The following is a 13,792-nucleotide window of genomic DNA, read 5'->3' as shown; positions in this document are numbered from 1 at the left end:
GATTGAGCCGGGGCGGCCTCGCAGTCTGTTTCTAAAAAGAACAAGAAGGGGCCAGCCACGTCCAAGTATTACATATCCCGAGGAATCTGCAAATACCTTACAAAGGATTTAATGCCCATTATGTTCGATGTCACGTTTCCTCGATTAATCGCGCCCAGGAAATGCCGCGCCCCAATCGCCGCCAAGCCCCCCCACGACCGCCACCGGCCCAATCGCCCCAATCCCCCACCCAGCAGTTAAACACTCATAATGCTCTCCCCGTGCCCGACATCCATGGGTAAGCTCAGAGTCTATGAACACCGGCGAGAACAGGGCTTCAACAACGCCGCAGCCGCACGCTTCTACGAACACAGGCATCGTGGACGATGCTCCCGCCACCGCTAACTCTCGCGTCGCTGCGTTCTTTGACCTGGATAAAACCATTATTGCCAAGAGCTCGGCATATGCGTTCAACAAGCAATTCCTCGAGCGCGGCATCATTTCGCCGACGGACATGCTGCAAATGGCACTCAGTCACGCCCTGTACATGTCACAGGGACACGATGAGGCGCAAATGGAGGCCACGCGCGAGCAGTTTTCCGCTCTTATCGCTGGTCACAGCGCCAGGGAACTGCGCCAGGTCGCGATCGAAACCCTAGAGCAGAACATCACGCCGTACATCTACGCCGAGGCCTTGGAGCTCATTCGTGAACACCGCGCACGGGGGCATCAGGTGTTCATTATCTCGGCATCGGCTCGGCAGATTGTTGAGCCCATTGCGCAGGCGCTCGGTGTCTACAACGTGGTGGCCACCGAGCTGGAGGTCCGCGATGGGCTCTTCACGGGTGAAACGGAGTTCTTCTGCCGAGGCGAAAACAAGGCTGTGCAGATGCGTCGGATAGCGGAAAAGCGCCAGTTCAACCTGGCCGAATGCTTTGCGTACTCGGATTCCATCACTGATGAGCCCATGCTGGCTGCAGTCGGCCATCCCGTTGTGGTCAATCCCGATCGCGCTCTGCGCAAGATTGCGGCAGAGCGTGAGTGGCCTGTGCGCCAATTCCGGAATCCCGTCCCGCTGTTTCGCGCGCCGTCGAAACGCAATGCTGCAATTCTTGCCGGCGTCACACTGGCGCTTGGCGCGGGTGCGACGCTGTTGGCACTGCGCAAAAACGACGACGAGCCAAAGGCCGACTAACCCACCATCCAGCAGCCGGCCCGCCTACACCGCTTCGGCGATACCGCGCGCTTCCACGGCACCGGCCTTCAGCCCCTCCAGATGCAGGAGAATCCACGAACGCAGGCCATCGGCGTTTCCCGACGCGAACCCCTCTGCGGCCTCGAAATACTCCTGGCGGTGGCGCGTCCAGTAGACCTCGGGCACGGCCAAGCCACGCGGATCCAGGCCGGTTGCGACAGTCGTCAGCCGCGAGGCGGCGCGGGCGATGATGCCGTTGTGGTACTCAAAGGGGCGCAGAGTCAGCAGTTCACCGTGCACAATCGCCGAGAGCACACCAGCATGGATCTGGCTGCGGCCAGTGATGAAGTCACCGAGCACGTGCAGACGCTGTTCCTTCATCGCGGACGAGAGCTTGTCATCACCGACCGGACGGCCGGCCTTCATCCGCGCCTCGGAACCGTCTTCAGTTTCACCTGCGGGCGATGCGTTCAACGCAAACTTGGCCAGCACCTGCTGCGGAGCGCGCTGCCACACGCGAGTGGTCTCACCAATTGACTCCGGGGAAATGGTGTCGGCAACCCGCAGGGCTGCTGCGAGTACGGGGTCGGTGATGTTGCCGTCGTCGGGAAGCGATGGCTCGCCGCCTTCTAGCCACGCCGATGCCCGAGCGCCACGCAGGACCGACTCGGAGCCGGTGACGTTGTGCTTGCGCAGGTTGGCCTTGTGCCTATGGACGGCCTGGATAGCCTTGGCCGCGACATCAGCCGCGTGCGCAACGCCGTCGAGCTGCCACAGGGGCGCGAGGGGGTCCTTGGGGTCAAGCTGCGGAATAGCAGCGGCGGGAGCACTGTCAGCGCCACCGGCACCCGATTCAGATGCCTTCGCCTGCGCTGCCTCACGCTCTGCGCGCTTCTTCGCCGACACGGAGGACACACCCAGGCTCATGCCAGCTAGGCCACCCTTTCCGACACCGGCGCCATTGCCGACACCGTTGCCAGCACCGGCGCCAATTCCATCGGCTCCACGCACGTTCTCAGGCTGATTGTTCATATCCCACACCCTAATTCTTCACCGCTAAGTAAGTGACAAACTTATATAGAAATGGTCAAAGATGAGAAAAACTTCAACGAGTTCTTGGCTTTTTCGCCCTTATGGCGCGCCCTACCCACAATCAGAGGTAGTATGGCAGTTTGTAACTGCAGTTTTAAAGTTTCAAACCATCTTTTCCAACCATCTGCGTAGGAGGAAGTACACGTGAGCAACGACGATACGAAGGGTCTCTTTACCGACGGCACCGAACCGCGTGTTACCGCTATCCCGCTGAGTGATGTGGATAGCAACGCATCGGGTGATGCTAGCGTCGGCCAGCTCGTGTCTAATGCTTCTTCGCAGATTTCCGCTCTGGTTCGCTCTGAGATTGAGCTGGCCAAGGCCGAAATTGCTGGCGAGGCTAAGAAGGGCGCAGTTGGCGGTGGCTTCTTCGCGGTTGCCGGCGTCGTCGCACTGTACTCCTCGTTCTTCTTTTTCTTCTTCCTCGGCTGGCTGCTGGATGTTTGGCTGCCAACCTGGGCTGCGTTCCTCATCGTTTTCGTTCTGATGCTGGTCATCGCCGGTGTTGCAGCACTGCTGGGTCTGAAGAAGGTCAAGTCGATCCGCAAGCCGGAGAAGACCATCGAGTCGATGCAGGAGCTGAAGGGGGTCGTGCCGTCGGGGTCGGCGAAGAAGTCTTCGCAGTCGAACGGTATGTACACCTAAAGGCTTAAAAGAAATTGGGCGGGACTTGTTGGTCTCGCCCTTTTGTCTTATTCAGTCCCGGTTTAAGCCCTTCGGAAAAGGTATTTTCCCCTCATGACCTCCCTCAGCGATTCTCTCACTGGCCCCTGGCGTCATCGTCTCATTCACGTCCGCGGCCAGCGCCTACACATCGCCGAGTGCGGCCGCCCCTCCGATCCGCTCGTGTTGTTTATTCACGGCTCGACTGGCGGTTGGTTTGAATGGCGCGAGGTTCTGCCACTGCTTAACGACGACTCTGGCGACCCCCTCCCCGTGCACGCTGTGGCTATTTCTATGCGTGGCTACGGTCAGTCCGACCGAACACCGCAAGGCTACGATCCGTTTGAGGCGGCCCAGGACATCGCCTCATCGATTCGCTCGTTGGGGCATTCGACCGCGCTGCTGGTCTGTCAGGGGTTCGGCACCTGGGTGGCGTGGACGTTGGCTTCGCGGCAGCCCAATCTTGTCTCCGGAATTATTGGTTGTGGTGCTGCACATCCGAAAGTGTGGCTGAACCAGTTGAAGAGCCCGTGGTCGGAGGACTTCCGCAGTAGCCTGGCTCCTCTGCTGCGCCGTTCGTGGTGGGACTCGCGGCCACGGGTACCGCAGTTGCGTCGCAATAAGTTCAGCACGCAGGCGGCTGAGGCTCGCCAGCAGCGGCTCATTGAGCGCATCGTGCGCGAGTCCATGTCCACCGCCGGGGAGGGGTTCGCCGAGACCCCCGCGGGGAAACAGACCGCGGAACTCATGACCGATAGCCTGGCCAGTGGTGCACTCCGTCCTGCACTGGCTCACATGAATTGGTGGACGCGGCCGGCTCCGGCCGCTTTCCGCAAGTGGTTGAGTGCGATGGAGGGCCCGTCGAAAAGCGATGAGCACACGGTGCTGCTCGTCGGCGAGCAGGACACTCGTACCCCACGTGCGCTAGTGGAGCTCAGCTCGAGTCACGTGCGCGTTGTGCCGGATTGTGGGCACTTCCTGCCGGCAGAGAAACCTCAGGCTGTGGTGCAGGCAATCAGGGATCACTTGGACTGGTTGCCGGAGGGGTCTTAGGCTTCGGCTCGGCTGAAGCTAGCCGGAACTCTCCTGCGGTTGCGGCTGGGGCTGACCTGTCCACAGACACACAACTTTCCGCTTACCCCGCCACGCACTGCTGCGTGCCGATGGCCCCGTAGTTATTCATCGCCTCATCGATGTGTGGCTGGACCTCGGCGTGCGTCAGCGCGTAACCAGTCTGGTCATTGTTCACACCGGCACCGAAGACCAAGCCCAGGATCTGGCCCTGCGGCGTAATCAGTGGGCCGCCCGAGTTGCCGTGGCGCACATCCGCCTTCAGAACATAGGACTGACGCTCGTGCCGAGTCGACGAATAAATATCCGGGCCTCGAATAATGATGTTCTCCGTCACGCGCGCAGGTGTGGCCTTAAAGGGCCCGGACTCGGGAAAGCCCAGCACTACCGCGTCATCGCCCGGACGAGCTTCCTGATCCGCCCACTGCATGGGCTCCAGGGGTAGGTCGGTGGTTCGGAGCAGGGCGACGTCGTCAAGCGGATCGTAGTGCACGACGTTCGCGTCAGCCATGCCGACCACGGTTTCCAGTCGAACAGTGGTGGCACCGGCGACCACGTGCGCGTTTGTCAGAATCAGATCCGGCGCGATGACAAAGCCAGTACCCTGCAGCAAGCGTTCACACTGCGGGGCTTCGCCCAAGACGCGGACGATGGACGGTCGAATACTGTCGACGACACCCTGTGAAATCACGTTGGGGTCGGCGGGTTCATCGGGGACGTTCTGCTTGTAGCCGAAAGGCGGAGCGATGGCGGGCATTCCATCATCGCGAAGCTGACGGAGGATGCCACTGAAGCCGTCGCTCCATTCGTCGGGCGCGACCTGGTCAATGAGGTTCATGCCCTTGGACTCACGCACCCAGTCGGCAAACTGCCCGGGCACGGCGGTGGCCAGGGGTACGGCGATCATCCATGTCACTACCAGCGCCGTCACGGACTGCACGATGGCACCGAGGCTCGAATCCAGGCCGACTGCCAACGGCGAGCGAATGGTATTCCGCAGCGACTGCCCCGCCACTGTTCCCACCGCATGACCAATCAACGCCAACAGAATCACCGTGCCGAGGCCCAGAAGAACCTTTCCCGACTGGTTCTCGACCTGCGCCATAGCTAGCGGCGCCAACGGCACACCAATGACCAAGCCCAGGACAACGCCCAAAATGGCCATAATCGACGACACTGCGCCCTGCTGCCAGCCGACGATAAGCGCGAAAATGAAGACCGCCAGCAGCGCAACGTCAAACACAGCGATTGCAGGCATCATCGTCGGCCTCCCTTCAGTACGGACAGTTTTTCACCATTAGCGGAACGCGCGAGCACTGGCAAAAGTTTCTGGACGTTGGTGTCGTCCCACGGTTCCGACCAGCCGGCCACATCCAGCAAGTAGGACAGCACGCCGCCGGTAAATCCCCAAACGATGAAGTCGCCAACTTTAAATGCCGGCCCTGTCCAGCCGTGATAGCCCAGCATCATGCGGTTGTCCGGATTCGTCAGATGGCTAATTGGCACATTGAGCACCGATTCCGTCTCTGCAGGGTCGACCACACGCAGCGGATGCGGTGCATGCCAATACGCCAACACCGGATTCACCGCGAAGCCAGTCCGCGAAATGTCAATCGAGTCCAGCACCCGCACCGGCGTCACCGTCTCTCGGTTCAGGCCGGTTTCTTCCTCGGCTTCACGCAGCGCGGTATCGATTTCATCCACGTCCTCGGGATCGACACGACCGCCCGGAAAAGCCATCTGGCCTGCATGCTTACGCAGGGTTGTCGCCCTGTGTGTAAGCACCACGCTGGCATCCTCCGGCCGTTGGTGCGCCTCCGCATCACCGCTGATCAGCACCAACACCGCCGACCGCGCCGGATTCCGCAACGGTTTCTCCTGCGTCGAGGAGTCTCGCCGCAACTTCGCAAACGCACGCTTCACGCTTGACGACGAAGCGGAGCGACCGGCCACCTGCTGCTCCGAGTGGCCTGTTGTGGCGTGGCTGGCGCTGCTGGCGTGACCTGCCGCGTCGTGATCAGCGCTGACCAGGTGCGGCGGCAAACTATTGGTCAACCATTTCGGCAGATACAGCCCCGAGCTTGCGTCACGATTCCACGACTGTCCCTGAGTCACTTCAATGCACCTCGCACGAGATCCGTAATCTGCTGCGCATCGGTGAATTCACCAGGATGAATGGTCGCCACCGTGCCATCTGCCTTAAACACCACGGTGATGGGCACAACTCGCGGTAGATTCAACGCTGGTCCGACCACGTCGACCGTGTCCGAGTAGGTCGGTAGCTTCACTCCGATTTCCTGCAGGAAGGCCTGGCCACGCCCCGCCTCACGAGCCGCATGCACCGTCGCCACCTGCACGTCCGGATTGTCCTTGGCCCATTGCTCAATAAGCGGTAGCTCTTGGCGACACGGCGCACAGTTCCACGCCCAGACATTAAGCACTGTCGGCTTGCCCTCGACGACCTGCCCCATGTCCACCAGTTCCACTTGCCCAGCCTCGTTGTCCTGGCCTGCCGAGTCTCCCGACTCCGCCAACAGCGGCAAGCGCACACCGGTCAGTGAGCCACTACCCGCTACCGCCGCGATCTCATCCTTCGACATCGCTGGCGCTGCCGACGCACCATCCACTTCACCATCACGGCCATCGCCATCCGCACCGACACTCACACCAGATCCGGTCCCACCACCATCGGTCTCGTCATTGCCACTAGTGGTATTCACAATCGCGAAAATCACCAGACCCACAATGCTAACTCCCGCGATGAGCAGCGTAATCAGCGATGCCGAACGGTTAACGTCCGCCTGCCGATCCTCATAGTGGCCACCATTGTGACTATGACCGCCCTGCTCATTCACGAAAAGTGCTCCTCGACTAGTCCTGTGTCGCTGTGGTGTTGCGCGCGCTATCCCCGTCGTCAAGCGCGGAAAGTTTCTCCCCACTGTAGCCGTCATTAAGACCGGCCAGGTAGAGAAGCCATTCCCTGTCGTCTGACTTAATCAACTTCTCCGCCGTCTCCGGCTCCGCCGGACCCGCGACACCATACGACGGGCAATCCGCCGCCAAGAAGCACGCCCCGCACGCCGCCCGGCGCGAATGGCACACCCGGCGACCGTGGAAAATCAGGCGATGCGAAAACCACGTCCACTCCGCGCGCGGTAGCACCTCCATCATCTCGTGCTCAACGCGCACCGGATCTTCCTGCTCTGTGAGCCCCATGCGCCGCACCAGACGCCCAAAATGCGTATCGACCGTCAAACCCGGCACCCCAAAAGCATTCCCCAGCACCACGTTTGCCGTCTTTCGCCCCACGCCCGGCAGCTTCACCAGCTCCTCCAACGTGCCCGGGACCTCGCCGCCGTGCTGCTCCATCACCCCCTGCGCAAAGCCGATAATGTTCGCAGCCTTATTCCTATAGAAACCCGTCGGCCGAACGAGCTCCTCGACCTCCTCCTGATTCGCAACCGCCAAATCGGCAGGGCTGGGGTACCTAGCGAACAGCGCCGGCGTGGTCATATTCACCCGCACGTCCGTACACTGCGCCGACAGAATCGTCGCCACCGCGAGCTCATACGGATTACGAAAGTCCAGCTCACAGTGAGCATTCGGGTATGCCACCGCCAGCGTGCGGTTAATCCGCCGCGCGCGCCGCACCATACCCAGGCGCGTCTCCTTCCCTCGCGCCGCCGGATGCGCCCCCACCGCCCGACGCTTCTTCGACGTCAGGGATCCCTGCGGGTGCGTGGGCTGGGGTTTGTTTATCTGGTGCGTGCTTAACGACGATGCCTTGCCAGTCGTATCCATGGTCGTAGTGTATCGGCTACCCCGGATTGCAATTCGCGTGCGCACCTTTCGCGGGCCGAATCTTTAGATTCGTCCGGGATGCGGATGGAACCGGTAGCGGCTCGGGCATATTCGGTCAAAAACCAAAGAAGTCATGCCCCACCACATCTTGGAACACCGTTAGCGAATTATTAGTTATAAATACACAGTTCAGCGGCTTTTCACCAGAATTCCCCACAGGCGCAGTGGCTCGTTTGCTACAGTGGTGCTTATCACATCTTGGTGACGGCGTAGTTTTGGGATGCATCTGTAGAGGCGATTTGTCGTGAAATTCGCCCAGGGATGAACCTGCCTTGAAGGCTGGCAGCGGCGTTACCGGGAAAGACCGAAAGTAGTGGGACTAGTGGGACGGGGTAGTTTCTCTTCCTGTTTGGCCACTGCAATCTGTAGTCGAGTGCTAATTTGGCGGCTGCTGGCCTGTATTTACGGTGGTTAGTGGCCCAAGACAGGAGAATTTTACCGTGGATGACGTCAAGGAGATTCTCTCCCGGGCCGGTGTATTTCAGGGAGTCGACCAGGAGGCTGTGCAGGCCTTGCTCGGCGAGCTCGAGACGGTTCGCTTCCCGCGTGGAACCACCATCTTCAATGAGGGTGAGCCGGGCGATCGGCTCTACATCATTATTGATGGCAAGGTGAAGCTGGCTCGTCGCTCAGCCGACGGTCGTGAAAACCTGTTGACCATCATGGGCCCGTCCGACATGTTCGGCGAGCTCTCCATCTTCGACCCGGGCCCGCGCACCTCTTCGGCGGTCTGCGTCACCGAAGTTTCCGCCGCGTCCATGAGTGCCGATCAGCTGCAGGAATGGGTTGGTTCGCACCCTGATGTTCCAGCTCAGCTGCTGCGCATGCTGGCCCGCCGTCTGCGCCGCACCAACAATTCACTGGCTGACCTCATTTTCACCGACGTCCCTGGTCGCGTTGCTAAGTCCCTGCTTCAGCTGGCCAATCGCTTCGGTGTTCAGGAAGGTTCTGCTCTCCGCGTGAACCACGACCTGACTCAGGAGGAAATCGCACAGCTCGTCGGCGCCTCCCGAGAGACCGTTAACAAGGCTCTGGCAGAGTTCGCCCACCGCGGCTGGATTCGCCTTGAGGGCAAGTCCGTGCTCATCTCCGATACGGAGCGTTTGGCCCGCCGCGCACGTTAGCTTGTTGCGCACGTTAGCTTGTGGCGCACGTTAGCTTGTTGCGCTTGTGGCGCTGCCCAAACGACTCACATCCCGCAGCCTCTGCTTTTGGATCCCCGGTTCCCGTAGGAGCACATGAAACGCATGAGGCTCGCGGGATTTTTGTTGTCTTCCCCCGCTGGCCTGGCATGCTGACCTGGCATGCCGGCCAAGTTTGGCGCACTTATCGATGCTTTTCTGCCACTTATCGATGCTTTCCCGGCACCTATCGATGCACCATTCACCGATTTCTCCTTGCATCAATCACTTATCGATGCGCTGTTCACTTATGCGCGCGCTATAGCTCATCGACAAGTGGATACCTCATCGATAAGTGATTGAGCTGGCCCCGACGAGGCCAACCCACCCAACCGGCACTAGCCCACCCCAACCAGCACTACCCCAAACAAAAAGCGCGCAACCCGCAAAACTGCAGGTCACACGCTCTTTTCATGCGGTGAGTCGAGCTCAGCTTCACTCAAGCTCGGCTTCAGCCAAGCCTCAATTTCGCCCAGCCCAGACCAGCCCAGCAACCAGCCGAAGCCAAAGCCCAGCCAAAGCCCAGCAATTACTCCCCGTGATCGCGCAGGTAGCGCAGGGTCACACGAGTCGACTGCTCAGCAGCATGACGCAGCACCGGATCGACATCGGTGTAAATCTCATCCACAATCTGGTCGACCGTAGCTTCGTCGCCCAGCTTGGCAACGGCATCCTTCACCTGCTGCAGGCGCAGCTTACGACGCTCAATGTACTTCTGCGTCATTACAGTGATGTCCGGCAGGTCAGCACCATGACCAGGCAGCAGACGAACACCCTTGCCGCGCGAATCCAGCATTTTCAGGGTTTCCATGTACTTACCCAGGTCGCCGTCGGTCTCCGAAATCATAGTGGTGTGGCGGCCAGCGATCGTGTCACCGGTAACGATGCCTTCAACATCGTCCTCACCATCACCAGTGTGGATGAAGAAGCAGACGGAATCAGCGGTGTGACCAGGGGTTGCCACGACCTCAATCTGCGGAGTCACTCCGTCGAGGACGATACGTTCGCCGTCGACAAGCGGATCCTGACCTCCCGCGCAGTACTGAGACTCCAGCTCACGAATCGGCGCGCCGGTGAGCTGACGGAAACGTGCGGCGCCATCAGCATGGTCGCCATGACGGTGCGTCAGCAGAATCAACGCAACGTCGCCGGCATAGCGCTGGAGGACGTTCAGGTGTCCCTCGTCCTCCGGACCCGGATCGATGACAATGCTGCGGCTATCCCCCTCAGCCTTAATAACGTAGGAGTTCGTACCCTCCAGCGAAGAGTAGCTGGGGTTCGGGCACAGAACGACGCCCACGGACTGAGAAATCTGACGCAGTTGGCTATACGCAGGATGCTCCATGTCCTCTATCCTACGTGGTTGTGCAATCCGGGGAGCGGGCTACGCCCTCCAATTCGGCTCATTTGGGTGTAAGCACGCTTTACGACGTCCCGGAGAACGCAACATCCCCACTGGTCACGGCACCAAATACAGCAGCTACTGGGCTACTTCAACGATGATTTCGACTTCGACGGGAGCGTCCAGCGGAAGCTGATTCACACCCACTGCCGAGCGAGCGTGCTGGCCGCGTTCACCGAAGACCTCGCCGAAGAGTTCCGAGGCTCCATTGATAACGCCCGGTTGACCAGTGAATCCGGCGGCGGAGTTGACGAAGCCGACGACCTTCACGATGCGGGTGACATTGTCGAGGCCAACCTCAGCATCGACTGCGGCCAAAGCGTTAAGAGCGCAGGTGCGGGCGGCCTCCTTGGCCTCCTCAGCAGTGACTTCTGCGCCGACGTGGCCGACGTGGGTGAGCTCGCCGTTAACGAATGGGAGCTGACCGGAGGTGAAAACAAGGTTGCCCGTGCGCGTTGCGGGTACGTAGGCCGCAACTGGCGCGGCAACGGCAGGCAGAGTAAGCCCCAGGTCCTCGAGGGCCTGGGACGGAGTGCGAGATTCAGAGTTGCTCATTTGAGTTAAGCCTTTCCACGGCGACTGGGGGCCGGGCGAATAAAGCCGGCCAAAGAAAGATGGCAGCCAACTGTTAGTCAGCTGCCAATCGAAAGCACAACCGCCGTTGTTAGTTAGGTGCTAGACACCGAGGTAATTAGTCAGCCTTCGGGCGCTTGAAGTAACCGACGTGGTTTTCGCCGGTCGGGCCCGGGAGAACGGTGACGAGTTCCCAGCCGTCCTCACCAAAGTTGTCCAGGATGGCCTTGGTGTTGTGAATGAGCAGCGGTGCGGTGAAGTATTCCCATTTAGTAGTCATGGAAGCTACTTTATCTGTCCCCCAGCCTCGCGCGCTGGGGGTTCAGTTTTACTTCGGTCTAAGTTCGGTTTTTACTTAGCCAGCTTTGCCTTGCGCTGAGCTGCGTACTGCTCAGCGTAGAAGTCGGCCCACGAAGTAATTTCCGGGTGTTCGCGCAGCATTGCGCGGCGCTGACGCTCGGTCAGGCCACCCCAGACGCCGAACTCGACGCGGTTATCCAGAGCGTCGGCACGGCACTGCAGAACCACTGGGCAGTGGCGGCAGATAACTGCAGCTTCGCGCTGTGCGGCACCGCGAACGAACAACTTATCCGGGTCAATATCGCGGCACTTAGCGCGCGGGACCCACTCCTGACGATCGCGGAAGCTCTCTACACCGAGCTCGTAGTCTGGCGTAGTAGCAGTGCGGTTGCGATCGGGAATCGTGGCGGTCATTGTAGCCTCCTCGTGCCTGCGATTTTCGTTATTTCGAAATAGTTTCAACTAAATAGTGCTGAAATTTTGTTGTAAGTCTATTCACACCACCCAAATAATGTCGATTGGGTCACACTGGGAGGGTGGACGTGGCGCAGCCCTAAATACAACAATGCAGGTGGGGCAACTTTTTCCAACAAAAGCACGGGGGTGATTTGCGTCACTATGAAAACCTTTTTCCAGAAACCACCCCACGATGACTTGCCCGGTATTGTAAGGGCGCTCGTAGCGATCCTCCTCCGCTCGCCAGGCGTTTTTCTGGGCTCGCCGGGCATGTCGCTAGGCGGATTTTCGAAAACTCACTTCGGCTCAATCCGCCCTACCTTGTAGTGTGATTGCTGTGAATAAAGGTTCGACGCTGTTCAAGCTCTCCGTTGCCACTGTGTTGGCTGCGTTGATTGTGGCCAGCGCCCTCTTTCCTCTTGTGGGCGGCTCGGCCTACCTCGTCGCGCGCACGGCTGATGAATTCGCGTCGGCGTCGCGGTCGGTGATTTCTAAGGACGCACCAGGGGTCACCACTATTACGGATCGGAATGATCAGCCAATTGCGTGGCTCTATGATCAGCGGCGGTTTAATGTGCCGTCGGAACGCATCTCGCCCGCTATGAAGGACGCGCTGGTCAGCGTGGAAGATAGGCGCTTTTATGAGCACTCTGGTGTGGACTGGAAGGGCACTGCTCGTGCGGCGGTAAAGAACTTCATGTCCCAGTCGGTGCAGGAAGGCGCCTCCACAATTGAGCAGCAGTTGATTAAGAACCACACGCTGCTGGTGGACGCAGAGTCGGAGTCGGAGCGCCGCGCTGCTACTGCCACGGATTATGGTCGCAAGATCCGCGAGATTCGCATCGCGTTGGATCTGGAAGATGAGCTGACGAAAGACGAGATTCTGACTAAGTACCTGAACTTGGTCCCCTTCGGCAATGGCGCTTTCGGCGTGGAAGCTGCAGCTCAGACATACTTCGGCATTCCCGCGTCCGATCTGAATGTCCCGCAGGCCGCTCTGCTCGCGGGCATGGTTCAGCAGTCCTCCGGGCTCGATCCGTATACAAATCCGGAAGGTGCGCATGCACGGCGTAACGACGTGCTTGCGGCCATGGAATCCACGGGGGCAATTGGCCCGCAGGAGGCTCAGGACGCCAAGGCAGCTGATCTCGGCATCCTCCCGGAGCCCCAGCGCCTGCCGCAGGGTTGCATCGCGGCGGGCGATCGCGGTTTCTTCTGTGATTATGTGGTCTCCTACTTGGAGAACCACGGTATTGAGACCGAGAAGCTCAAGCGCGGTGGCTTCCATGTGAAGACCACACTGGACCCGCGTGTGCAGGACAGCGTGCAGGAGTCTCTGCGTCAGCAGGCGTCACCGACTGCGGATGGCGCAGCCGAGGTTATGAGTTTGCTTGAGCCTGGGGATGACTCCAGGAAGTTGCTCGCGATGGCGTCGTCACGCGTATACGGCCTCGATGCGGAACAAATGCAGACCGTGCAGCCTCAGCCATTTACGCCGGTGGGCAATGGCGCGGGCTCGATTTTTAAGATTTTCGCGGCGACGTCGGCGGTGGAAAAGGGGCTGGGTATTGATACCAACTTCCCGGTGCCGCGTCGTTATGAGGCCTCCGGGCTGGGCACCGGTGGCGCAGAGGGCTGCCCGCCGGGCCTGTACTGCGTGGAGAACGTGGGTAGTTTCCCGCCGTCGATGTCGCTGCGTGAGACGCTCGCACGGTCGCCGAATACTCCTTTTATTCAGATTTCGGAGCTGGTCGGCGTCGATGGCGTGATGGACATGGCGGTACGCCTGGGCATGCGCTCATACACGGAGCCGGGCAGTTTTGATGGTGAGTCCTCGGTGGCGGACTATGTCTCGGAGCATAAACTCGGCTCGTTCGTGCTGGGTCCGACGTCGGTGAATAACCTTGAGCTATCCAATGTCGCTGCCACCCTGGCCAGCAATGGCCGCTGGTGCGAGCCCTCTCCGATTGATTCAATCACGGACTCCAAGGGCAATGCGGTCAAGCTAAATGTGCCACC

At 59.9% G+C, this 13,792-nt stretch carries 15 protein-coding genes; 6 read left to right on the top strand and 9 right to left on the bottom strand.

Translation table 11 applies throughout. The annotated features are described in order from the left end of the window. Positions 1-292 precede the first annotated feature (292 nt). Entirely contained in the window at positions 293-1,174 is an 882-nt protein-coding gene (locus ADB02_RS01560; RefSeq protein WP_049189454.1) for an HAD family hydrolase, read from the top strand. Between the two features lie 24 nt (positions 1,175-1,198). Here the strand turns inward: ADB02_RS01560 and ADB02_RS01555 are convergent, their stop codons facing one another. After that, positions 1,199-2,206 carry a hypothetical protein gene (locus tag ADB02_RS01555; protein WP_080969547.1) on the bottom strand — a complete coding sequence of 336 codons (1,008 nt, stop codon included), beginning with the start codon at positions 2,204-2,206 and terminating at the stop codon, positions 1,199-1,201. A gap of 204 nt (positions 2,207-2,410) precedes the next feature. Here ADB02_RS01555 and ADB02_RS01550 point away from each other — a divergent pair, with 204 nt between their 5' ends. Together ADB02_RS01550 and ADB02_RS01545 are read left to right on the top strand one after the other, a co-directional pair. Next, positions 2,411-2,911 (top strand): phage holin family protein, encoded by a 501-nt coding sequence (locus tag ADB02_RS01550; protein WP_016421928.1) that lies wholly within the window; start codon positions 2,411-2,413, stop codon positions 2,909-2,911. Between the two features lie 93 nt (positions 2,912-3,004). After that, positions 3,005-3,982, top strand: a complete 978-nt coding sequence (locus ADB02_RS01545) for an alpha/beta fold hydrolase (RefSeq protein WP_016421927.1) — start codon at positions 3,005-3,007, stop codon at positions 3,980-3,982. A gap of 82 nt (positions 3,983-4,064) precedes the next feature. Here ADB02_RS01545 and ADB02_RS01540 read toward each other — a convergent pair whose 3' ends face one another. From ADB02_RS01540 to nth, 4 genes are read right to left on the bottom strand one after another with little or no spacing between them, the layout of a single operon-like run. Further along, positions 4,065-5,261 carry a MarP family serine protease gene (locus tag ADB02_RS01540; RefSeq protein WP_049189453.1) on the bottom strand — a complete coding sequence of 399 codons (1,197 nt, stop codon included), beginning with the start codon at positions 5,259-5,261 and terminating at the stop codon, positions 4,065-4,067. Continuing rightward, entirely contained in the window at positions 5,258-6,115 is an 858-nt protein-coding gene (locus tag ADB02_RS01535) for an NUDIX hydrolase (protein WP_049189452.1), read from the bottom strand. The genes ADB02_RS01540 and ADB02_RS01535 overlap by 4 nt, the downstream gene beginning before the upstream one ends. Then, on the bottom strand, positions 6,112-6,855 hold the full coding sequence (locus ADB02_RS01530) for a TlpA family protein disulfide reductase (RefSeq protein WP_049189451.1): 744 nt from the start codon (positions 6,853-6,855) through the stop codon (positions 6,112-6,114). The genes ADB02_RS01535 and ADB02_RS01530 overlap by 4 nt, the downstream gene beginning before the upstream one ends. Positions 6,856-6,871: 16 nt before the next feature. Next, positions 6,872-7,801: an endonuclease III gene (gene nth, locus ADB02_RS01525; protein ID WP_395893763.1), complete on the bottom strand. Its 930-nt coding sequence runs from the start codon at positions 7,799-7,801 to the stop codon at positions 6,872-6,874. Between the two features lie 500 nt (positions 7,802-8,301). On the opposite strand from nth, the gene glxR reads away from it, so the two are divergent. Beyond that, positions 8,302-8,985 (top strand): CRP-like cAMP-activated global transcriptional regulator GlxR, encoded by a 684-nt coding sequence (glxR, locus tag ADB02_RS01520; RefSeq protein ID WP_005511668.1) that lies wholly within the window; start codon positions 8,302-8,304, stop codon positions 8,983-8,985. Positions 8,986-9,165: 180 nt separating this feature from the next. After that, entirely contained in the window at positions 9,166-9,345 is a 180-nt protein-coding gene (locus ADB02_RS11460; RefSeq protein WP_141764531.1) for a hypothetical protein, read from the top strand. Between the two features lie 226 nt (positions 9,346-9,571). On the opposite strand, the gene ADB02_RS01515 is transcribed toward ADB02_RS11460, so the two are convergent. The 4 genes from ADB02_RS01515 to ADB02_RS01505 form a co-directional block, all read right to left on the bottom strand. Beyond that, positions 9,572-10,387 (bottom strand): MBL fold metallo-hydrolase, encoded by an 816-nt coding sequence (locus ADB02_RS01515; RefSeq protein ID WP_005511689.1) that lies wholly within the window; start codon positions 10,385-10,387, stop codon positions 9,572-9,574. A gap of 135 nt (positions 10,388-10,522) precedes the next feature. Continuing rightward, a complete protein-coding gene (locus ADB02_RS01510; RefSeq protein WP_049189450.1) occupies positions 10,523-10,999 on the bottom strand; it encodes a RidA family protein in 477 nt (158 codons plus the stop codon). A 136-nt stretch (positions 11,000-11,135) separates the two neighbouring features. Next, positions 11,136-11,297, bottom strand: coding sequence for a hypothetical protein (locus tag ADB02_RS11575; RefSeq protein WP_005511670.1), 162 nt, complete (start codon positions 11,295-11,297; stop codon positions 11,136-11,138). A 71-nt stretch (positions 11,298-11,368) separates the two neighbouring features. Beyond that, positions 11,369-11,731, bottom strand: coding sequence for a WhiB family transcriptional regulator (locus ADB02_RS01505; protein WP_005511664.1), 363 nt, complete (start codon positions 11,729-11,731; stop codon positions 11,369-11,371). Positions 11,732-12,110: 379 nt separating this feature from the next. Here ADB02_RS01505 and ADB02_RS01500 point away from each other — a divergent pair. Beyond that, a partial coding sequence (locus ADB02_RS01500; RefSeq protein ID WP_241482367.1) for a transglycosylase domain-containing protein occupies positions 12,111-13,792 on the top strand: 1,682 nt, incomplete at its 3' end.

It is taken from the genome of Corynebacterium sp. 212_CJEI (genome assembly GCF_001055915.1).
Lineage (GTDB): Bacteria > Actinomycetota > Actinomycetes > Mycobacteriales > Mycobacteriaceae > Corynebacterium > Corynebacterium jeikeium_D.
This window is presented reverse-complemented; position numbering and strand designations above follow the sequence as displayed.